The 20,386-nt window shown below is 75.3% G+C and carries 17 protein-coding genes; 7 read left to right on the forward strand and 10 right to left on the reverse strand.

Annotated features, from left to right (window positions below):
• Window positions 1-528 precede the first annotated feature (528 nt).
• Window positions 529-1,422 carry an HNH endonuclease signature motif containing protein gene (locus tag PKE99_RS36275; RefSeq protein ID WP_271214969.1) on the forward strand — a complete coding sequence of 298 codons (894 nt, stop codon included), beginning with the start codon at window positions 529-531 and terminating at the stop codon, window positions 1,420-1,422.
• Window positions 1,423-1,664: 242 nt separating this feature from the next.
• Here the strand turns inward: PKE99_RS36275 and PKE99_RS36280 are convergent, their stop codons facing one another.
• On the reverse strand, window positions 1,665-2,123 hold the full coding sequence (locus PKE99_RS36280) for a winged helix-turn-helix transcriptional regulator (RefSeq protein WP_037054374.1): 459 nt from the start codon (window positions 2,121-2,123) through the stop codon (window positions 1,665-1,667).
• 93 nt (window positions 2,124-2,216) lie between these two features.
• On the opposite strand from PKE99_RS36280, the gene PKE99_RS36285 reads away from it, so the two are divergent.
• Both PKE99_RS36285 and PKE99_RS36290 read left to right on the forward strand, forming a co-directional pair.
• On the forward strand, window positions 2,217-2,957 hold the full coding sequence (locus PKE99_RS36285) for a DUF899 domain-containing protein (RefSeq protein ID WP_037054372.1): 741 nt from the start codon (window positions 2,217-2,219) through the stop codon (window positions 2,955-2,957).
• Between the two features lie 69 nt (window positions 2,958-3,026).
• On the forward strand, window positions 3,027-5,609 hold the full coding sequence (locus PKE99_RS36290) for an AAA family ATPase (protein WP_081924770.1): 2,583 nt from the start codon (window positions 3,027-3,029) through the stop codon (window positions 5,607-5,609).
• Window positions 5,610-5,613: 4 nt separating this feature from the next.
• Here the strand turns inward: PKE99_RS36290 and PKE99_RS36295 are convergent, their stop codons facing one another.
• A complete protein-coding gene (locus PKE99_RS36295) occupies window positions 5,614-5,889 on the reverse strand; it encodes a DUF4242 domain-containing protein (RefSeq protein ID WP_037054370.1) in 276 nt (91 codons plus the stop codon).
• Between the two features lie 124 nt (window positions 5,890-6,013).
• On the reverse strand, window positions 6,014-11,629 hold the full coding sequence (locus PKE99_RS36300; protein WP_051738375.1) for a SpoIIE family protein phosphatase: 5,616 nt from the start codon (window positions 11,627-11,629) through the stop codon (window positions 6,014-6,016).
• A gap of 205 nt (window positions 11,630-11,834) precedes the next feature.
• On the opposite strand from PKE99_RS36300, the gene PKE99_RS36305 reads away from it, so the two are divergent.
• The 3 genes from PKE99_RS36305 (at window position 11,835) to PKE99_RS36315 (ending at window position 12,703) form a co-directional block, all read left to right on the forward strand.
• Complete coding sequence (locus PKE99_RS36305) at window positions 11,835-12,083, forward strand: hypothetical protein (RefSeq protein ID WP_037054368.1); 249 nt, start codon at window positions 11,835-11,837, stop codon at window positions 12,081-12,083.
• Window positions 12,080-12,241, forward strand: coding sequence for a hypothetical protein (locus tag PKE99_RS36310; protein WP_156068106.1), 162 nt, complete (start codon window positions 12,080-12,082; stop codon window positions 12,239-12,241). The genes PKE99_RS36305 and PKE99_RS36310 overlap by 4 nt, the downstream gene beginning before the upstream one ends.
• A gap of 84 nt (window positions 12,242-12,325) precedes the next feature.
• Window positions 12,326-12,703 carry a hypothetical protein gene (locus PKE99_RS36315; RefSeq protein ID WP_037054366.1) on the forward strand — a complete coding sequence of 126 codons (378 nt, stop codon included), beginning with the start codon at window positions 12,326-12,328 and terminating at the stop codon, window positions 12,701-12,703.
• A 6-nt stretch (window positions 12,704-12,709) separates the two neighbouring features.
• On the opposite strand, the gene PKE99_RS36320 is transcribed toward PKE99_RS36315, so the two are convergent.
• The 4 genes from PKE99_RS36320 to PKE99_RS36335 all read right to left on the reverse strand — a co-directional run bounded on the left by PKE99_RS36320 (window position 12,710) and on the right by PKE99_RS36335 (window position 16,981).
• Window positions 12,710-13,648 (reverse strand): sensor histidine kinase, encoded by a 939-nt coding sequence (locus PKE99_RS36320; RefSeq protein ID WP_037054364.1) that lies wholly within the window; start codon window positions 13,646-13,648, stop codon window positions 12,710-12,712.
• Window positions 13,645-14,487 (reverse strand): MEDS domain-containing protein, encoded by an 843-nt coding sequence (locus PKE99_RS36325; protein ID WP_037054362.1) that lies wholly within the window; start codon window positions 14,485-14,487, stop codon window positions 13,645-13,647. Before PKE99_RS36325 ends, PKE99_RS36320 begins: the two co-directional genes overlap by 4 nt.
• Window positions 14,488-14,537: 50 nt before the next feature.
• Window positions 14,538-16,328 (reverse strand): thiamine pyrophosphate-requiring protein, encoded by a 1,791-nt coding sequence (locus PKE99_RS36330; protein WP_037054360.1) that lies wholly within the window; start codon window positions 16,326-16,328, stop codon window positions 14,538-14,540.
• Window positions 16,329-16,411: 83 nt separating this feature from the next.
• Window positions 16,412-16,981: a TetR/AcrR family transcriptional regulator gene (locus PKE99_RS36335; protein WP_197040912.1), complete on the reverse strand. Its 570-nt coding sequence runs from the start codon at window positions 16,979-16,981 to the stop codon at window positions 16,412-16,414.
• Window positions 16,982-17,094: 113 nt separating this feature from the next.
• Between PKE99_RS36335 and PKE99_RS36340 the strand changes: the two genes are divergently transcribed.
• Window positions 17,095-17,994 carry an LLM class flavin-dependent oxidoreductase gene (locus PKE99_RS36340; RefSeq protein ID WP_051738374.1) on the forward strand — a complete coding sequence of 300 codons (900 nt, stop codon included), beginning with the start codon at window positions 17,095-17,097 and terminating at the stop codon, window positions 17,992-17,994.
• A 34-nt stretch (window positions 17,995-18,028) separates the two neighbouring features.
• Here PKE99_RS36340 and PKE99_RS36345 read toward each other — a convergent pair whose 3' ends face one another.
• The 3 genes from PKE99_RS36345 to PKE99_RS36355 form a co-directional block, all read right to left on the reverse strand.
• A complete protein-coding gene (locus PKE99_RS36345) occupies window positions 18,029-19,252 on the reverse strand; it encodes an RNA polymerase sigma factor (RefSeq protein WP_037054355.1) in 1,224 nt (407 codons plus the stop codon).
• A complete protein-coding gene (locus PKE99_RS36350) occupies window positions 19,249-19,608 on the reverse strand; it encodes a YciI family protein (protein WP_037054352.1) in 360 nt (119 codons plus the stop codon). The genes PKE99_RS36345 and PKE99_RS36350 overlap by 4 nt, the downstream gene beginning before the upstream one ends.
• Window positions 19,609-19,893: 285 nt before the next feature.
• Complete coding sequence (locus tag PKE99_RS36355; protein WP_051738373.1) at window positions 19,894-20,337, reverse strand: hypothetical protein; 444 nt, start codon at window positions 20,335-20,337, stop codon at window positions 19,894-19,896.
• Window positions 20,338-20,386: the final 49 nt, after the last annotated feature.

The raw sequence follows: 20,386 nt of genomic DNA on the forward strand, positions 1-20,386 counted from the left end.
GCCGGACACGGCGGTGGGCTCGACCAGATCCGGGTCGACCTGTTCGTCGGCTTCCTCGACGGCTCCCTGCACACCCTCACCGACGACCAGATCACCGCAGCGCTGCTCGCCAGCCAGGCGTCCCGCCCGGCCGAGCACGCGACTCGGCGCCGCAGCGGGCGGCCGGGCTTACTGCGTACTCGCGCCTGCCGAGAGGACACATCCGGCAGTTCCGGGATGCCGAGGACGGACAAGCCCGAGGCCGGCAATGACGGCAGACTTCACACACCGAGCCTCTCGGCCGAGCAAGGGAGCCCGGCGGGTGGCGGAGGCGAGGCCAGCGCCGGTGAACCGGGCGTCCGCTGCGCGGCGGCGTCCGGCCCACCCGCAGGGTCCTGGCCGTCGAGCGCCTCCCCCGAGCCGACACCGCCGACCGAGTCCACCACGCCCGGCGAACCGAGCGGATCGCCGGGGTCGTCGAGTCGACCGACCGAGCCGAGCGGCCCACACGGGCCGGCGAATGGCCTGAGCGGGCCGGATCAGCCGGTCGTGCGGCGGCGCGGGGTGCACCTGCAGATCTCCCTCGCGACCCTCCTCGGGCTCGACGACCGCCCCGCCGAACTCCCCACCCTCGGACCCATCCCCGCCTCCCGCGCCCGCGACCTCATTCGCGCCCAGCACCGTGCGCCCTGGCGGTTCGCCCTCACCGACACGGACGGGCGACTCCTCCGCGCCGGCACCCTCCGACGCCGGCCCACCGCCGAGGACCTCCCGCCGCCCCCACCGAGCGAGACATCGCCCGGTGCGGCCTCGCCGGTCCCACCCACCGACCCCGCCGCACCAGGACTGGTCGACCTCCTCGTCGACGCCGCACTCCTGCGGAACCTCACCACCGACCCCACCGCGGTCCCGCCCTCCTGGCGGCCGGTCCTCGACGAGATCACGAACTCCCACGGCCGCCCGCTCGACGACGCCCCCACCGACCGGTTCCCACACGCAGCCCTGCGCCGCCACGTCGAATTCCGCGACCGCATCTGCACCTTCACCGGCTGCCTCGCCCCCGCGCACCACACCGACCTCGACCACACCCGCGACCACGCCCACGGCGGCCCCACCACCGCCGACGACCTCGGGCCCGCCTGCCGCCACGACCACGGCCTCAAGCAACGCGGCTGGACCCTCACCCAACCCGAGCCAGGCATCTTCGTCTGGCGCAGTCCCCTCGGCCGCGAGTACCGCACCCGCTCCGACCCCCTACTCCCACCACCGCCACCGCCGCTCCCCGTCGCCGAGGACGACGACCCCTGCTGCGCCGACCCCCTCGACGACCTCGACCGAAGCGGACCCCTGATCGTCTGGCGGCCCGCCACCGACGACCACGACGACGAACCCCGACCACCACCCCACCCCGCCACCGACCTCGACGAGCCGCCGCCCTTCTGACGGCCTGCCTTCCGGGGGCGGTCCCAGGTCGTGCTTGCGCAGCTCTTCGGCATCGCGTCGCCGGAGGGCCGGGTCAGCGCGAGTCCCGTCGACGGGATCGATGTCCGCCACGCAACGGTCGGAGGGGCGGCTCGGCAGGGGTCACTTCTGTCCTGCCGTCCGCCCTCCGAGATCTGCGGCTTCAAGTGGGGCACCTCCAGCCGCCCTCGAACAGCGCCGTCAGAAGGTGACTCGACGACCCCTCAGCTGGCCCGCCCCGGCAGCCGGTCGGGGTCGGCGCCGGGGCCGGGGTTGGCGACGATCTCGGCGATGTCGGGCGCGTCGCCGCACCCATCGCAGGTGGTGGTGAGGTGGACCGTGCCGCCACAGTCGTCGTGGGTGAAGAGGATCGGGGGACCGTCGGGGGCGGCCCAGCGGTCACCCCACTCCGTGAGGGCGACGATCACCGTGCCGAGCTCCCGGCCCTTGCGGGTGAGCGCGTAGCCGTCCGGGCGTTCCTCCATCAGCCCGGCGGCCACGAAGCCTTCGAGGCGCTTGGCGAGGACGTTGGGTGCGATGCCGAGGCGGCGCTCGAAGTCCGAGAAGCGGGTCATGCCGGCGAAGACCGCGTTGCGGATGATCAACAGGCTCCAGCGCTCCCCGACCAGCTCGAGGGCGCGGGCCGCGGAACAGTTCTCGCGCTCGTACAGGCGTCCCAGCACGGCACCAGGATATGCCGATTCCACTTGCGTGATGCAAGTCTCACCCTCTACCGTACTTGCTTCACGCAAGTCGACTCGAAGGAGATGAGGACGATGGCACTTCCGCAGGTGGTCTCGCGGGACGAGTGGCTGGCCGCACGCCGGGCACTGTTGTTGCGCGAGAAGGAACTGACCCGGGCGCGAGACGTGCTCGCCGCGGACCGGCGGCGGCTGCCGATGGTGCGGGTGGAGCAGGACTACCGGTTCACCGGGCCGGAGGGCGAGGTCGGGCTGCTCGACCTGTTCGCGGGCCGCAGCCAGCTGATCCTCCAGCACTTCATGTACGACCCGGCCCGGGACGAGCCGTGCCGGAGCTGCAGCGCCATGGCCGCGGAGACGGGTGAGGGCGTGCGCGACCACCTGGCCCGGCGGGACACGGCCTTCGCCGCGGTGTCGCGGGCGCCGTACCCGAAGCTGCAGGCCGTGCGCGAGGCCCGCGGCTGGACCTTCCCCTGGTACTCGTCGGAGGGCAGCACCTTCAACTACGACTTCCACGCGACCCTCGACCCGGCCGTCGCGCCCGCGAACTACAACTTCCGGGACGCCGGGGAGCTGTCGGCCGCGGGTCTCGACTGGATGGTCGACTACGTCGGCGAGCAGCCGGCGATCAGCACGTTCCTGCGGGACGGCGACCAGGTCTTCCACACCTGGTCGGCGTACGGCCGCGGCGTCGAGGAGATGATGCACGGCTACCACCTGCTCGACCTGACGGCGCTGGGGCGGCAGGAGGACTGGGAGGAGCCCAAGGGGCGGGCCCCGGTCGTGCACGCGGCCGACCCCGGCTACACGAGCTGAGCCCGGGAGATCGAGGCAGGGCCGTTCGGCCCGTACCGCGGGCCGAACGGGCGCTCCTACGATCGCCCGGTGCGTCTCCTGGAGCGCGACCACCCGTTGGCAGTCGTGCGCGACCGGGCGGCGCGGGCGGCCGAGGGCGGCGGCCGGCTGGTGCTTCTGGCCGGCGAGGCCGGGATCGGCAAGACGGTCCTGCTGCGGACCCTCGCCGAGGAGCTGCCCCGCGAGCAGGTGCTGTGGGGGATGTGCGACGCGCTGTCCACGCCGCGGCCGCTCGGCCCGCTGCGGGACGTCGCGCACGCGCTCGGGCCCGGCGTGACCACGCTGCTGACCGACGGGGCGCCGCCGCACGAGGTGTTCGCGGCCGTGCTCGACGCGTTGCGGGCGCGGCCGCGGACGCTGGTGATCGAGGACCTCCACTGGGCGGACGACGCCACCGCGGACCTGGTGCGGTACCTCGGCCGCCGGATCTCCTCGCTGCCGCTGCTGCTGGTGCTCTCGTACCGGGACGGGCTCGCCGCCGACCATCCGCTCGTCCCGGTGGTCGGCGACCTGGTCTCGCTGCCGGACACCCGCCGCGTGCAGCTCGCGCCGCTGAGCCGGGGCGCGGTGGAGCAGCTGTGCGCCGGCAGCGGGCTCGACGCCGGGGAGGTGCACCGGCGCACGGCGGGGAACCCGTTCTACGTCAGCCAGATCGTGGCGCAGCCGGAGTCGCGGCTGCCGGCGAGCGTCCGGGAGGCCGTGCTCGCCCGGGCGGCGGTGCTCGACCCGGAGCACCGCCGCTGTTTGGAGCTGCTCTCCTGCACGCCCGAACCGGTCGGCGCCGCGCTGCTGGCCGCCCTGGGCGTACCGCCCGCGACCGTCGAGGCGCTCGTCGGCACCGGGCTGGTCGACCGCCACGGCGACGGGCTGGCCTTCCGGCACGAGATCGCCCGCTCGGCGGTGCTCGACGCCGCCCCGGGGCCCGCCGTGGACCGGCACGCCGCCATGATCGCGGCGCTGGAGGCGACCGGCGGCGACGCCAGCGTGCTCGCGCACCACTCCGCGGCGGCCGGCGACGTGCCGCGGGTCCTGCGTCACGCCCGGGCCGCCGCGGCGGAGGCGGCCCGCTCGGGCGCCCACCGCCAGTCCGCCGAGCTGTACCGCCTGGCCCTCGAGGCGACCGAGCAGATCACCGGGAACCACGAGGCGCCGGCCACCGCGCTCGTCGAACCCACCACCCGCGCGGAGCTCATGGAGGCCCTCGGCACCGAGCTCTACCTCACCGACCGGCTCGCGGAGGCGATCGACGTGCTGACCCGCGCCGTCGGGCTGCGGCGCGAGCTGGGCGACGCGGTGGCCGTCGGCGCGGGGCACCGGACCATCTCGGACTACGCCTGGTACCACGGCGACGGCGCCGCCGCGGCCGAGCACGACCGCGCGGCGCGCGAGATCCTCGCCGGCGCCGACGACCCCCGCGAGTGGGGGTTCGCGCTGGCCAACCACGCCTACCTCGCCGCCCACCGCGGTGACGGGCCCGGCGCCGCCCGGGCCGGGCAGGACGCGCAGCAGATCGCCGAGGAGCTCGCCGACCCGGCCCTGCACGGAACCGCCGCGATCGGGCTGTCCATCGCGCGCCTGCTCGGCGGGGACGTCGCGGCCCGCACCGACCTCCTCGACGCGAGCGCCACCGGTGTCCGCAGGAAGCTCGACGAGCTCGCCACCGCGCCGGTGAGCAACCTCGCGCACCTCGACGTCGAGCAGGGCCGGTTCGCCGAGGCCGACGCGGTGCTGGCGGACGCCCTGGCGCTGAGCGAGCGGCTGGACGTGCAGATCTGCACGATGTGGCAGCGCGGCGTCCGGGCCCGGCTGCGGCTGCTGCAGGGCCGTTGGGCCGAGGCCGAGGAGGACGCGCGCGCCGTCCTCGACCGCGGCGAGATGCCGCTGGGCCGGCTGTGGCCGCGCCTCGTGCTGGGGGTGCTGACCGCGCGCCGCTCGGCACCCCCGGACAACCCGGACCTCGACGTCGGGTGGCGGATCGCGACGGGCCTCGACGCGCCCGCCGCCCTCGCCGCCGCGGTCGCGGCGCTCGCGGAGCAGGCCTGGCTGCTGCGCCGGCCCGACCCGCGGCTGGCCGAGCCGGTCGTGGCCCGGCTGCTCGCGGAGCCGTTCAGCGGCCGGGGCCAGACCCTCGCCCCGGTCCGGCGCTGGTCGGCGCGGATGGTCGCGGCCGGTCTGCCGCCGTTGCCACCGGTCCCCGACGGGCCGGAGCCGGAGGACCACGCCGACGAGGGCGACCGGCCCTACGAGCGCGCCCTCGGCCTCTGGGACTCCGGCGAACCCGCGGACCTCCTGGCCGCCCTCCCCGCACTCGACGAGCTGGGCGCGGCGGCCGTCGCGGCCCGGTTCCGCGCCCGGCTGCGCGAGCTCGGGGTGAACGGGATCCCCCGGGGCCCGGCCCCCGCCACCCGCGCCAACCCGGCGGGCCTCACCGCACGGCAGCTCGACGTGCTGGGGCTGCTCGTCGAGGGGCTGAGCAACGCCGACATCGCGGCCCGGTTGGTGATCTCGCCGAGGACCGCCGACCATCACGTGTCGGCGGTCCTGGCGAAGCTGGGGGTGCGCTCCCGCGGCGAGGCGGCCGCGGCCGCCCGCCGGATGGGCGTGCGCGCCTGACCGGTCAGGCGGCGGCGCTGTGCGGCCCGAACTCGGTCGCCACCTCGACGACCAGGTCGGCGGGAAAGCCGCCGCGGCGGGCGTGCTCGCGGACCGTCTCGGCGTCGTCGGTCTCGTGCACGCAGTAGATCTTGTCGCCGGCCACGTAGCTGCGGTGCCAGGTGTAGGCCACGCCGAGGCCCTCGACCACGCCGTTGGAGGTGCAGGCGATCTCGCGGATCTGCTCGGGGGTGAGGCCGGAGGCGCCGGGGATGGTGCGCTCGATCAGGAAGGTGGGCATCGTGTTCTCCTCGTCTCGGTCCCGGGGACGTCCCGCTGACCTGGGAGAACGGTAGGTCCGGCGCGGCGGCGGGCGCGTCGGTGGAACCACCCATCCCGTGCCCACACCCTCCCCATGCCGGGGATCAGGCACTGCCCAGCGGCGTGTCGCCGTCGAGCCCGGTCAGGGCGAGGACCCGCGCCACCGGGCCCGTCTCCGGGCGCTCGACCCGCAGCACCACACCGCGGGCCCGGGCGTCGCCGGCGAGGTCGACGAGCATCCCGATGCCCGCGCTGGGCAGGTAGCCGACGCCGGTGAGGTCGAGGACCACGGGTGCGGCGGCGCCGGACGGGGCGAGGGCGGCCTCGAGCGGCTCGCGGACGTCGTCGATCCCGCTCAGGTCGAGGTCGCCGTGGAGGGCGAGCCGCAGCCCGGCCCCGTCCCGCTCCACCGTCAGGCCCGCCGGAGCCCGGACGACGGGCGCCGAGGCGGGTGGGCCGGCCGGCAGCGGCCGGGGCTCCCGCTCGGTCGGGTCCAGCCGGAAGGTGACGAGCGTGCCGGCCTCGTGCCGGCCGATCTCGACCTCGCCGGCGAGCGCCCGGATGAGGTCGAGGCCGCGGCCCCGGAACCCCTTGTCGGCCCGCTCCGGTCGCCAGTGGCCGTGGTCGCGCACGCCGACCCGGACCCCGCCGTCCGCCTCGAGCTCCAGCGCGACGGCGAAGCCCTCGGGGTCGCTGCTGCGGTAGGCGTGGTCGACGGAGTTGGCGGCGGCCTCGCCGAGGGCCAGCTGCAGGTCCTCGAGGAGGAGCTTCGGCACCGCTGCCTCCTCCGCCCAGGCCCGGACGTCCGCGCGCATCCGGCGCAGGACCTCGGGGGCCGCGGGGTAGCTCGCGTGCAGCGGGGCCGGGAGCAGCCGCACCGCGACGAGCGCGATGTCGTCCGCGTGCCCGTGCCGCTCCACGACCTCGGCGAGGAGGTGGTCCACCAGCTCGTCGGGGCCCTCGCCCGCCCGGCGCGCGGCGGCCGACGCCAGCCGGGCCAGGCCGTCGTCGACCACCTCGCCGCGCCGTTCGACCAGACCGTCCGTGTAGAGCAGCAGCGTGGTGCCCGGCCGGATGGTGGTCGAGCCCTCGGTGAACGGCGAGCGGTCGGGCAGCCCCAGCACGGGGCCGAGGGTGTCGTCGAGGTAGCGCGCACCCTCGCGGTCGACCAGCAGCGGCGGCAGGTGCCCGGCGCGGGCCCAGCGCAGCGTGCCGGAGGCGCGGTCGAGCAGCAGGCAGGCCGCGGTCGACGCGCGGGCACCCGGGATCCACGACACGTGCGCGTCGAGAATCTCCAGGGCCGCCGCCGGGGAATGCCCCTGGCGGAGGGCACCGGACAGTGCCACCCGCAGCTGGCCCATCACCGCGGCGGCCGCCGGCCCCTGCCCGACGACGTCGCCGACGGACAGGGCGATCCGGTCGTCGTCGACGGCGAAGACGTCGTACCAGTCGCCGCCCGCCTGGACCCCGGCCGCGCCGGGCCGGTACCGGGTGGCGCTGCGCAGCCGCGGGAAGGTCGGCGGCTCCGCCGGGAGGAGGCTGCGCTGCAGGACGGCGGCGATCTCGTGCTCGGCCTCGTGCAGCCGGGCCCGGTCGAGTGCCTGCGCGCACTGCTCGGCCACCGTCAGCAACGCGGCGCGGGCCTCGTCGGACAGCTCCGGGCCGCCGTCGGGGAACCGCAGGCCGAGCACGCCGAGCGGGGTCCCGCCGAGCGAGAGCGGCACGGCGACCTGGTCCGGCAGCTCGCCGCCGCCCTCGTCGAGCCGGCGGTCCGACCAGGCGTGCGGGCTGCGGGTGCCCACCCACACCGGCTCGCCCGTGCGGGCGGCGTAGGCCAGTGGGCGCGGGACGTCCGCGGCGATCCAGCGGACCGGCGGCGGCGGGTAGGCGGCGAGCACCTCCAGCTGGTCGGCGCGGCGCACCGCGACGACGGCGGACGACGCCCCGATCTCCTCGGCGTGCCCCAGGATCACCTCGGCGACCTCGGCGGGCCGCGCCGCGCCGGACAGCGCCGAGACGACCCGGCTGAAGTTCTCGGCGGCCAGCCGGGCGTCGCTCTCGGTGGCCAGCAGCTCGGCGCGCTGCAGCGCCTGCGCGCTCTGCTCGGCGAGCGACACGGCCGCCGCCCGCTCGGTGGCCGCCAACCGCCGCGGCTCGACGAAGCCGAGCGCCACCACGCCGATGCAGCGCCCCGCCACCAGCAGCGGGACGGCCGCCGCGCCGGAGTAGCCGTACTCCTCGCGGACGAGCCCGTGCAGGTGCGGGTACTCGCGCGCCCAGTCCTCGTCCCGCTCGACCCACACCGGAGCGCCGTGGCGCACCGCGTCGGCGACGGGGGCGCGGGCGTCCTCCGGCACGCTCGCCCAGTCCCGCTGCACGGCCGGCGGCCAGCCGACCGAGTACAGCGACTCGAGCGTGCCCGAACCGCGCACCTCCCAGAGCGCGACCGACGAGGTCTTCATCAGCTGCGCGAACTGCGCCACCGCCGTCTGCGCCACCCGGCCCGGGGTCGCGGCGGCGGACAGGGCGGCGGTCGCCTCCTGCAGGAGCGTCAACCGGTGGCTCGTGTCCCGCTCGCTCTCGAAGAGCTGGGCGTTGTCGATCGCGGTCGCCGCGCGCCGGCCGATCTCCTCGAGCAGGGCCAGGTCCAGCGCGTCCTGCGGCGCCGAGGCGCCCGTCCGCGCGGTCGCCAACAGCCCGCCCACCCGTCCGCGGGCGACCAGCGGCACGAGCGAGACGGTGCGCAGGTCGAGCCGGCGGCGCGCGTCCTGCTGCTCCGGGTCGGACGAGGCACCCACGATGTAGCTCTCGTCGACCCCGGCGGTGGCGGGGCGACCGTCGGCGAGCACCTCGTCGGCCCACCGCGAGGCGGCCTCGAGCCGGGCGAGGTCGTCCTCCTGGGCGGCGTCCCGGGCCGCGAGCGCGACCACCCGGGACGTGCCCGTGTCGTCGACGACGATCAGCCGGACCAGGTCCGCGACCCCCTCGTCGACGAGCGCGCGGACGAGCACGTCCCGCCGCCCGGCGACGGTGCTCTCCCGCTCCATCGCCCCGCCCAGCACGCCGAGGACGCGCTGGCGCTCCTGCTCGCGGTACCGGTCGTCGATGTCGAGGCAGCTGCCGACGTACCCGCGCTCGTCCGCCGCCGGATTCATTGGGGCGCCCCGGTCGAGCACCCAGCGGTAGCGGCCGTCGGCACGGCGGAGCCGGTACTCGGCCTCGAAGACGCCGCCCGCCGCGGCGGCGCGGCGCTCGTCGTAGCCGGCCAGGTCGTCCGGGTGGATCCGGGCACGCCAGCCGGTGCCGAGGTCCGCCTCGCCGCCGCCCGTGTACTCCCGCCACGCCTTGTTGACGAAGAGCCGCCCGCCGTCGGCGTCGTCCGCCCAGATCAGCGCCGGGGTGGCGTCGGCGAGGGCGCGGAAGCGGCGCTCGGCGTCGGCGCGGGCGCGGCCGAGGCGCAGGTGTCCGTCGACGCGGGCCAGGAGCTCGCGGGCGGCGAAGGGCTTGGTCAGGTAGTCGTCCGCGCCGAAGGCGAGGCCCTCGACGGCCGCCTCCTGCCCCGCCCGGGCGGACAGCAGCACCACCGGCAGGCGGGCCGTCCGCGGGTCCGCGCGAAGCGCGCCGAGCAGGGCGATCCCGTCGAGCTCGGGCATCATCACATCGGACACGACGAGGTCCGGCGGGTCGGCGAGCACCGCTTCGAGGGCGGCCCGGCCGTCCGCCACCACCTGGACCGCGTACCGCGGGGCGAGCAGACGTCGCAGGTAGTCCCGCATGTCGGCGTTGTCGTCGGCGACGAGCACCCGGCCGCCCACGACGGGCGGGACCGGGATGTTCCCGTCGGAGAGCTCCTCCGGCTCGCTCGGCAACCAGCGCAGGGCCTCCGTGACGAACGGCTCGATCGACGACGAGGCGGGCGACGACGAGGCGGGCGACGAGGCGGGCGACGAGGTCGGCTGCGGCTCCTCCGGCGCTTCCACGACCCGGTCCGCGGGCAGGTGCGCCGTGCCCAGCGGGACGGTGACGGTGAAGGTGGTGCCGACGTCGAGGATGCTCTCCGCGCTCACCGTGCCGACGTGCAGCGCCGCCAGCTCCCGCACCATCGCCAGCCCGATGCCGCTGCCCTCGGCCGACCGCGACCGCGTGCCGGTGATCCGGTGGAAGCGCTCGAACAGCCGCGGCATCTCGGCCGCCGGGATACCGACGCCGGTGTCCGCGACGGTGAGCACCGCGGCGCCGTCGACCTCCCGCAGCCGGACCGTGACCGCACCCTCGAAGGTGAACTTCAGCGCGTTGGACAGCAGGTTGAGGACGACCTTCTCCCAGCTGTCCCGGTCGACGTGCACCGGCCGCGGGAGGGGCGGGCAGTCGATCACGAGCTCGAGCCCGGCGTTCTCGATCGCGGAGCGGAACGCCCCGGCCAGCTCGGCGGTGAAGACCCCGAGGTCCAGCGGCTCGAAGCGGGCCTCGATCCGGCCCGCCTGCAGCCGCGAGTAGTCGAGCAGGCTGTTCACCAGCTTGCCCAGCCGCAGCCCGTTGCGGTGGATCACGTCGAGCTCGGTGCGCAGCCGCTCCGCCGGGATCCCCTCGGCCGCCCGCAGCTCCTCGACCGGCCCCATGATCAGGGTGAGCGGCGTGCGGAACTCGTGGCTGACGTTGGAGAAGAAGTCGGTCTTCGCCCGGTCGAGCTCGGCCAGCGCCTCGGCGCGGTGGCGCTCGGCCTCGTAGGCACGGGCGCCCTGCAGCCCGGAGGCGATCTGCGCGACCAGCAGCTCGACGAATCCGCGGTACCCCTCGTCGTAGCGGCGGTAGGGGTTGAGGCCCACGACCACGAAGCCGGCCACGGCGTCCTCGGAGCCGAGCGGCAGGACCGCGGCCTCGGTCGGCGGCCGGTCCCACTCCCCGGTCGGCAGCCCGGTGAACCGCAGGCCGAGGTCGTCGAGCACGGTCGTCCGGCCCGCCTGCGCCGCGTGGACCGGCCACGGCCCGTCCGGCCCGAGCCGCTCCGGCGCCGCCGGGGTGCCCGCCTCGATCCCGGCCGAGCAGGCCAGCCGGGCCCCGCCGTCGTCGTCGAACAGGTAGACGAGGGAGAAGGGCAGGTCGCGGGTGCTGGTCGCGAGCAGGTCGCGGGCGGCCTCGAGCACGGCGCTCTCGGTGCGCGCACTGGTGACGGCGCTCGACAGCGCGCGCAGGATGGACATCCGGCGCTCGGCGAGGACCCGGTCGGTGTTCTCGGTGACGACGCAGAGGAAGCCCGGGATGGCGCCGGTGTCGTCGGCGAGCGGGCTGTAGGAGAACGTGTGATACGTCTCCTCGGGGTAGCCGGACCGCTCGAGGATGAGCAGCAGGTCCTCGTCCCAGGTCGCCTCGCCGGTCTCCAGCACCGACGCGATGCGCGGGCCGATGTCCTCCCAGATCTCCGCCCACACCTCGTGGGCCGGCCGCCCGATCGCCCACGGGTGCTTGGCCCGCAGGGTGTCCCGCTGGTAGGCGTCGTTGTAGAAGAAGGCGAGCTCGGGGCCCCAGCCCATCCACATGGAGAACCGCGAGCCGAGCAGTATCCGCACGACGTTGCGCAGCGCCGACGGCCAGGTCTCGGGCCGCCCCACGGAGGTCGCGGCCCAGTCCCAGCCCGCCATGATCCGGCCGAGCTCGCCACCGCGCGCGAAGATGCTCTCCTCCGCGACCTGCGGGCGCACGGTCTCGTCGGGCCGGGTCATCGAGGCTCCGTTCCGACGTCGATCCGTCCGGGAAGCGAAGCGTAGCCGGATCCGCGGGCCCCGGTGCAGGCCTCGCGCCCGCCTCCCGCAGCGCGGGCGGAAGTTCGTGGCCGGATGCATGGAACGCCGGGGAACGGGTACGAGATCCTTCCCGGACGGTCGTCGTCGCCGGGATGACGAGGCAGCTCAGGGAGCAGGTGACGCCGTGCCGCACGGTGACGAGTGGCGGGCCCTCGCGGCCGTCACGGGCAGGGCCGGGAACCTCGACCCGCGGGTCGAGCTGGTCGGCGCCGCCGTGATCCTGGTGGTGGCCGTGGCCCTCACGGTCGCGGGGTTGCTGGCGCTGAACCTCGGGATCCTCGTGGCGGCCGTCGTGGTCGGCACGGCCGGGGCGATCTGGTGGGGCGAGGCGCGGCGGCGCCACCCCGGGCACGGAACGAGGAGGCACCCATGAGCGGACCGCACGAGGAGCAGGCGCCCGAGGACGAGCCGGTGCGTCCCTTCCCCGAGCAGGAGGACCCGGAGGCGCTGGAGTCGGACCCGGCCGAGGTCCCGCGCCCGGGCGCGCCGAGCATGCCGATGGAACCCGGTGAGGAACACGGCGACGGCTGACCCGCGGGTCGCGATCTTCCCGAGGTGTCCCCGGCGTGGTCCCGGGTACCTCCCCGCCGTCACCGACGCCGGAGGAGTGCCCGAATGACCACCAGCAGCAGGACCACGGCGCCGACGCGCCGGATCGTGGCGGGCGTGCTCGCCGGCCTGGCCGCGCTCGCCCTGGCCGGCTGTGCGGGCGGGTCGCGCAGCGGCAGTGACCAGCCGGGCGTGGACAACACGGTCACCGCCGCCCCGGGCCAGCCCGTGAAGACGTCGATCAGCTCGTCGTCGGAGAAGGACCTGGCCGCGGCCCTGCGCACCAACGGTGTGGACGACCCGGAGAACTGGGCGCAGATCCTCGAGCAGAACAAGCCCTACCCGGCCGGCGCCGAGGGGACGCAGAAGATCCAGCAGGTGCTGCAGCAGTTCCAGGCCACCCCGGAGAACGCGACCAAGATCACGAACGTGGTCGAGCCCTGACCGGGTTCAGGAGGGGCCGGCGGTCATCCGCACCGTGAAGCCCCCGGGTCCGCGGTGCAGGCTGACCTCCCGGCCGAGCTGGTGGGCCATCCACAGCCCGAGCCCGGCCGTCGCGCTGCCCTTGGCCGGGAGCAGGCCGGCGTAGGGGTCGCTCGGGCCGGCCCCGGTGTCGGTCACCGTGACCACGGTCCGCTCGCCGGTCCAGACCGCGACCCGGACCGGCGGGGCGCCGTGCACCCACGCGTTGTCGACGACCTCGCTCAGCGCGAGGACCAGATCCTCCAGCTCGTCGCGGTCCAGCCGGACGGCGAGGCCGAGCAGCGCGTGCCGGGCCGTGGCGGGGCTCGGGTCGTCGAGGACGAGGGCGGGCGCGCCCGGCTCCGCGGGCAGCGGCGCCCGCAGGCCCTCGGCCAGGACCTCCTCCGGGTCGACGAAGCCCGGGTTTGGCCGCCGCGTGCCGTCCGGCCCGACGAGGTGGGGATGGGTCCGGACGACGTCGTCGAGGACCGGGCGGGGCGTGGTCCGGGTGTCGTACGAGCACAGCGACCAGACGGGGAAGGTCGCGAAGGCCTGGTTGACCGCGGCCTCGTAGCGCAGCCACCCGCCCCAGGAGGCCCCGTGCCCGGGGCGCGGCACCTTCCCGACCAGCCGGACCTGTGGCACGCCGGAGCCGACCGCCTCCGCGAACTGCTCACGGTAGGTGCGGATGGCCGACGCGGGTGTCCGGTACTGCGCTGCGGCGGAGAGCCAGGACACCCCGTTGCCCCGGGGCAGGGCCCGCCGGAGCAGCGCGGCCTCGTGCTCCCCCAGTGCGACGATGGTGGGCTCGCCGGCCGCCACGCCCTCCCGCACGAACGGCGCGACGACGGCCAGGAACTCCTCGTCGGCGCCGTGGAGCACCACCTCGTGGTGGTACCCCGCCGTGCCCGCCGGCCCGGTCCTCATGCCGCCGGGTCCACGACGTCGACACGGACCCGCGCGAGCTCCAGCAGCCCGGCCATCCGCCCGACGACGCCCGGGGCGCCGCGCAGGGCGACGACGACCTCCTCGCGGCGGCCCAGCTCGTCGAGCAGGAGCAGCCCGCGGTGGTCGAGGAAGCCGAGCTCCGCGGCGTCGACGACCAGCTCGTCGCCGAGCGGGCCGAGCTCGGCGCGGTCGAGCGTGCGGGCGAGCAGCGCACGGCCGGTGCGGTCGATCTCGCCGCCGAGCACGGCGCCGACGCCCTCGCGGGCGAAGAAGTGGAAGGGGGTGGCGCCGGGGCTGGCGGCCGGGTGCACGCAGGCCAGCTCGGCGACGGCGGCCGCCCCGAGGACGCGCCGGTCGTAGGCGCAGACCGCGGAGAACGGGTGCCCGGTCATGTACCGGTCGATGCGCTGCTCGTAGCGCGCGAACGCGTCGCGCTGCTCCGCGCCGCGCACCAGGACGGTGATCTCGGCGGCCACGCGCAGGCCGGTGAACCCGTCCGCGAGGGCGGCGTCCGTGGCGACGGCGTAGGTGCTGACCTGGGCGTCCGGGTCGACGACCTCGTCGGCGCCGTACACCGACCGCACGGCGACGACCTCGACGGCACCCGGGCGTGCCCCGGCGCCGAGCTCCGCGGCGACCTCGGCCAGCTCCGCCTCGGGGGCGTCGGCCACGTAGAGCACCCGCTCACCCAGCCCGAGACCCTCGCGCAGGAACCCGGCGGCCTGTCGCCGGAACTCGGCGCGGTCGTCGAACGCCAGGCAGAAGTGTCCGCCCGGGCCGAGGCCACGGGCCTCGTCGACCGGTCCCGTCGCACGCACGCGAGGAGTCTAGTGGGCGTGGGCCCGCGCGGGCCCTCCGGCGAGCCGGGTCACCTCCGCCCGGGGATGAACTCCTGGAGCTTGGTCTTGGCGCCCTCGACGACGAGGTGGGCCGCGGACGGGTCGCCCTTGAGCACCGCCTCCAGCGCGGACTTCGCCTGGTCGACGGTGGCGTGCGGCGGGATCGGCGGAACCTCCGGGTCGCAGTACACGTCGAGCACCGCGGGCCGGTCCGCCGTGAGCACCCGCTCCCAGGCCGGGCCGAGCTCGTCCGGATCCCGCACCGTGATCGCCTCCAGCCCGAGCCCACGGGCGAAGTCGGCGTAGGAGACGTCGGGCAGCGACTGCGACTCCTCGAACTTCGGCGCCCCGCCCATCGCCCGCAGCTCCCAGGTCACCTGGTTGAGGTCGTTGTTGTGCAGCACGCAGACCACCAGCCGCTGGTCGGCCCACCGCTCCCGGTACCGCGCGATCGTCAGCAGCTCGGCCATGCCGTTCATCTGCATCGCCCCGTCGCCGGTGATCGCGATCGCCGGCCGGTCGGGGTGGGCGAACTTGGCGCCGATGGCGTACGGCACGGCCGGGCCCATCGTGGCCAGCGTCCCGGACAACGAGCCGCGCACCGACCCGCGGATCCGCAGCTGGCGGGCGTACCAGTTGGCCGCCGACCCGGAGTCGGCGGTCACGATCGCGTCCTCGGGCAGCCGCTGCGACAGCTCCCACACCACCCGCATCGGGTTCACCGGGTCGGCCGCCACCATGGCCTGCTGCTCCATGGTCTCCCACCAGCCCGCCACGTTCTTCTCGACGGTCTCCCGCCAGCCGCGGTCGGTCTTGCGGGTCAGCCGGGGCAGCAACGCCCGCAGCGCCGCGGCGGCGTCGGCCACGATGTTGACCTCGGTCGGGTACCGCATCCCGATCAGCGCGCCGTCCAGGTCGATCTGCACCGCGCGCGCCTTGCCGTACTCGGGCAGGAACTGCGAGTACGGGAAGTTCGAGCCCACGATCAACAACGTGTCGCAGTCCCGCATCAGCTCGTAGCTCGGCCGCGTCCCCAGCAGCCCGATCGCGCCGGTCACCCACGCCTCGGTGTCGGGCAGCACGTCCTTGCCCAGCAGCGCCTTGGCCACCCCCGCCCCGAGGACGTCGGCGACCTCGGTGACCTCGGCCGCGGCCCCACGGGCACCCTGCCCGACCAGGATCGCGACCTTCTCCCCCGCGTTCAGGATCTCCGCCGCCGCGGCCACGTCGGTGTCGTCCGGGACGACGGTCGGCGCCAGCAGCCCCGGCGTGCTCGACGGAACCTGCTTGAACTCGTGCGCCGGCGGCTCCCAGGTCTCGGTCTGCAGATCGCTCGGGATGATCACCGCCGTGGGGGCGCGGCGGGTCAGCGCGGTGCGGAAGGCGCGGTCGATCGCGTTCGGCAGCTGCTGCGGCACGTTCACCTCGACCAGGTAGTCCGAGGCCACGTCCTTGAACAACGCCTGCAGGTCCACCTCCTGCTGGTACGCCCCGCCCATCGCGCTGCGCTCGGTCTGCCCCACGATCGCCACCACCGGCACGTGGTCGAGCTTGGCGTCGTACAGGCCGTTGAGCAGGTGGATCGCCCCCGGCCCGGACGTCGCCATGCACACCCCGGGCCGGCCGGAGAACTTCGCGTACCCGACCGCCTCGAACGCCGACATCTCCTCGTGGCGCGACTGGATGAACCGCGGCGAGTCGTCGGCCTTCCCGAAGGCCGCCACGATCCCGTTGATCCCGTCCCCGGGATAGGCGAAGACCTGCTCCACCCCCCACTCGCGCAGACGGCGCAGGACGTGGTCGCCGACGGTCTCGGCCATGCGGACCTCCTCAGGGGTGCGGACGCTCCCCCTGCGACTACCCGGTGCGCCCCGGAACACACGGTGCTCCGGGCGTGAAGGTCCTACGGGGACGGACGCAGGCCGGCGACGAGGAGCCCGACCAGCCGGCGCGCGTCGTAGCGGGGGTCGTCCTCGGCGCCGATGCAGAGGTTTCCGACGGCCCGCATGAGCTCGTAGGCCTCGAGGTCGGACCGGACCTCGCCGGCTGCGGCCGCGGCGTCGAGCAGCCGGGCGCAGACGGGGACGAGGCGGTCGAGGAAGGAGGCGTGCAACGCGTCGAAGCCGGCGTCGTCGGAGCGCAACACGGCGGCGAGCCCGTGCTTCGTGACCAGGAAGTCGACGAACCGGTCGATCCAGTGCGCCAGGGCGGCGTACGGGGTGTCGCTGCTCGCCAGCAGGGCCGGACCGGCCTCGGCACAGGCCTCGACCTGGTGCCGGTACACCGCGATGATCAGGTCCGCCCGCGTCGGGAAGTGCCGGTAGATCGTGCCCGTCCCGACGCCGGCCCGGGTCGCGATGTCCCGGACCGGCGCGTTCACCCCGGCGCCGACGAAGACCTCGGCCGCCGCGTCGAGCAGCGCCTTCTCGTTGCGCCGCGCGTCGGCACGCCTGCGCGGGGACTGCCCGCCCATGCCTGCACCCACTCCCTCCTCGACAACCGGAACGTCGTTCCGTATCGTTGGCGGAACAAGGTTCCGCTTCTGCCCTCATCATGACAGACCGCCCTCGGAGAGGGGACGAGCTCATGCCGCACACCGCCGTGAGCACCACCGATGCGCCGGCCCGCCCGCGCTTCGGGATCATGACCGCGCCGATGCAGGTCGGGTACCAGGACGTCCTGCGGGTCTGGCGCGAGGCCGACGCGATCCCGGAGATCGAGCACGCGTGGCTGTTCGACCACCTGATGCCGATCGGCGGCGACCCGGACGGCCCGGTCCTCGAGGGCTGGACGCTGCTGTCCGCCCTCGCCGCGCAGACCCATCGGCTGCGCCTCGGGCTGCTGGTGACGAGCAACCGGTTCCGGCCGCCCGCAGTGCTGGCCAAGATCGCCACGACCGTCGACGTCGTCTCCGGCGGTCGGCTCGACTTCGGGATCGGCGTCGGGTCACGCCCGGGCCATCCGCTGGCCCGGCGCGAGTACGAGGCGCACGGCCTGCCCTTCCACGACACCGCGCACGCCGTGGGGAGCCTCGCGGAGGCGTGCACCGCGATCAAGCGACTGTGGACGGAGGACGCGCCGTTCGACTTCGACGGCACGTACGTGCAGCTCCGCGACGCCCTCGGCAACCCGAAGCCGATCCAGCGGCCCCATCCGCCGATCATGATCGGCGGTCGGGCGGCGGCCACGCTGCGCGTCGTCGCGGAGCACGCCGACCTCTGGAACATCCCCGGCGGGGACATCGCCGACTGCGTGGAGCGCAGCGCCCTGCTGGACCGCTACTGCGCCGAGATCGGCCGGGACCCCTCCTCGATCGTCCGGTCGGTCCACCTGCCCGTCTCCTACGACCGGCCCGACGTGGCGCGGGCGGCGATCGACGAGGCGCTCGGGGCCGGCTTCCGGCACGTCGTCCTCGGCCTGCCGAGCCCCTACCCGGACGGCGTCGCCCGCTGGATCGCCGACGAGCTGGTCGCGGTGTCGGTCTAGGTCCGTCGGCCGTCCGGTCCCTGGGACGGTCCCGTCAGGGCATCGGTCCGGCCGTACGGTCGCGACGACGGCGGAGCTGGGCGGCCTGGGCGGGATCCTGCGGGAGGGCGAGCGCGGCGTCGTAGGCCGCGCGGGCCGCGACGCGGTCGCCCAGCCGGTCGAGGAGCTCGGCCCGGGCCGCGTGCCGGAGCGGGTAGCGCTCCAGCCCGGCGACGGCGTCGACCGCCTCCAGCCCGGCGGCCGGCCCGTCCCGCTCGGCCAGCGCGGCCGCCCGGTTCAGCCGGACGACCGGCGTGTCCTCGACCTCCACCAGCACGTCGTACCAGGACACGACCGCCGACCAGTCGGTGTCCGCCCAGGTCGGAGCCAGGGCGTGGCACGCCGCGATCGCCGCCTGCACCACGTACGGATCGGGCCGGCCGGGGCTGCGCCGCAGGCCCTCCCCGACCAGCCGCACGCCCTCCTCGATCAGCTCTTTGCGCCAGCGCGAGCGGTCCTGGTCGGCGAGCAGCACGGGCAGGCCGGCGGCGTCGCGCCGGGCCTCGCGGCGCGAGTCGGTGAGCAGCTCCAGTGCCAGCAGCCCGAGCACCGACGGCTCGCCCGGCATCAGCTCCTGCAGCAGCCGGGTGAGCCGGACGGCCTCGTCGACGAGGGTCGGGCGGACCTCTCCGACCGGGTCGTAGCCCTCCGTGAACAGCAGGTACACCGTCGCGAGCACGCCGCGCAGCCGGTCGGGCAGCTCGTGGGCGTCCGGGACGCGGTACGGGATCGCGGCCTTCGCGATCTTCTGGCGCGCCCGTGTCAGGCGCTTCGCCATCGTCTCCTCCGGCACGAGCAGCGCCTGCCCGACCTCGGCGACCGACAGCCCGCACAGCGTGCGCAGCGCCAGCGCCACCTGCGTCTCGTGGGCGAGTGCCGGGTGACAGCAGACGAAGATCAGCCGGAGCAGGTCGTCGCGCACCACCTCGGGCGGGGGCGGGTCCTCGGGCACCACGGCGAGCGCCTCCTTCCCCGGCCGCACGGCCTCCCGGCGCAGCAGGTCGATCGCCCGGCGGCGGGCGGTCAGGGTGAGCCAGGCGCGGGGCTGCTCGGGGACGCCGTCGCGGGGCCAGGTCTCCAGGGCCCGCAGCGTCGCGTCCTGCACCGCGTCCTCGGCGAGCGGGAGGTCGCCGAGCTGCCGGACGAGCGTCGCCAGGACCCGGCGGCCCTCGTCACGCACGAGGCGGACGAGGGCCGCGCGGGCCGGCTGGTCGGTCACCCGGCCTGCGACCCGAAATCGATCACCGGCCGGACCTCGATCGCGCCGTCCCAGGCGCCCGGGAGCTGCGCGGCCCACTTCACGGCCTCGTCGAGATCCGCGCACTCGAGCAGGTAGAAGCCGGTCAGGGCCTCCTTGGTCTCGGCGTAGGGCCCGTCCGTCGTGACGACGTCGCCGCCCTTGCCGCCCCGCACGCGCACGGTCGTGGCGGTGCCGGTCGGGTAGAGCGCGGCGCCGCCGCGGATGACGGCGGCCGCGGCCTCGCCGAACGCGCCGTACTCCTTCGTGACGTCCGCGAACTCCGGGCGGCTCCAGTCGACGTCGGCGGCGTAGATGAGGGCTGCGTACTGAGGCATCGGATCCTCCTGGATCTCTCGCGCCGGCGGGGTCCGGCGTCACCCGAGGGACGAACGGGGACCGGCCGTCAGGGACAGTCGCAGGAAGAATTCTTCCCTCGCCGCGAAACGCGTGCCAGACCGTCGCCCGATCCCCGCGAGTCGGGAGCTCTGACACCGCGAGTCGGGAGCTCTGACACCGCGAGTCGGGAGCTCTGACACCGCGAGTCGGGAGCTCTGACACCGCGAGTCGGGAGTTCTGACACCGCGAGTCGGGAGTTCCGGGCGTGAGGCAGGCACTTGGTGTCAGCCGATGTGCCCGGTCACCGTGATCGTGTCGACCTCCAGCTCCGGCGCCGTGGTGCTGCCGCCGAGCGCGGTGTCGTAGCTCGCCGCGCCCAGCACCGTCACCTCGGCGGTGAAGAGGTCACCCTCGACGACCGGGTCGAGCGCACGCCCGCTGCCGGTCAGGATCGTGTTCGACCCGAGGACCGAGTCCTCCTCCGGGACACCGTCGACCTCGGCGCGGAAGCGCTTGGTGCCCGTCGCACTGTCGAACTGCGTGACCACGCCGTACACCACGACGCGCTCGCCCGAGTGCGCCTCCGGGTCCTTCGCGATCAGCGCCCAGTCCCGCGCGGTCAGCGACCGCGCCGGCTCCGTGACGAACGGCGACGGCGCGGACCCGAGGTTCACGACGACCCCCACCGCCACCACGGCGAGCAGCCCGAGGACCGCGACGGCCAGCATGACGTTCCGTCCCCGACGCGGCGAGTTGTTCGCCCGAGGGTCCACGGGT

The sequence above is a fragment of the Pseudonocardia halophobica genome, from assembly GCF_027922425.1.
Lineage (GTDB): Bacteria > Actinomycetota > Actinomycetes > Mycobacteriales > Pseudonocardiaceae > Pseudonocardia > Pseudonocardia halophobica.

Excerpts from the sequence above, each read along its gene's own strand:
- PKE99_RS36315 (WP_037054366.1), top strand. The coding sequence starts at position 12,326 with ATGACCACCAGCAGCAGGACCACGGCGCCGACGCGCCGGATCGTGGCG.
- PKE99_RS36335 (WP_197040912.1), bottom strand. The coding sequence starts at position 16,981 with ATGGGCGGGCAGTCCCCGCGCAGGCGTGCCGACGCGCGGCGCAACGAG.
- PKE99_RS36350 (WP_037054352.1), bottom strand. The coding sequence starts at position 19,608 with ATGCCTCAGTACGCAGCCCTCATCTACGCCGCCGACGTCGACTGGAGC.
- PKE99_RS36340 (WP_051738374.1), top strand. The coding sequence starts at position 17,095 with ATGCCGCACACCGCCGTGAGCACCACCGATGCGCCGGCCCGCCCGCGC.
- PKE99_RS36310 (WP_156068106.1), top strand. The coding sequence starts at position 12,080 with ATGAGCGGACCGCACGAGGAGCAGGCGCCCGAGGACGAGCCGGTGCGT.
- PKE99_RS36355 (WP_051738373.1), bottom strand. The coding sequence starts at position 20,337 with ATGCTGGCCGTCGCGGTCCTCGGGCTGCTCGCCGTGGTGGCGGTGGGG.
- PKE99_RS36300 (WP_051738375.1), bottom strand. The coding sequence starts at position 11,629 with ATGACCCGGCCCGACGAGACCGTGCGCCCGCAGGTCGCGGAGGAGAGC.
- PKE99_RS36330 (WP_037054360.1), bottom strand. The coding sequence starts at position 16,328 with ATGGCCGAGACCGTCGGCGACCACGTCCTGCGCCGTCTGCGCGAGTGG.
- PKE99_RS36320 (WP_037054364.1), bottom strand. The coding sequence starts at position 13,648 with ATGAGGACCGGGCCGGCGGGCACGGCGGGGTACCACCACGAGGTGGTG.
- PKE99_RS36295 (WP_037054370.1), bottom strand. The coding sequence starts at position 5,889 with ATGCCCACCTTCCTGATCGAGCGCACCATCCCCGGCGCCTCCGGCCTC.
- PKE99_RS36285 (WP_037054372.1), top strand. The coding sequence starts at position 2,217 with ATGGCACTTCCGCAGGTGGTCTCGCGGGACGAGTGGCTGGCCGCACGC.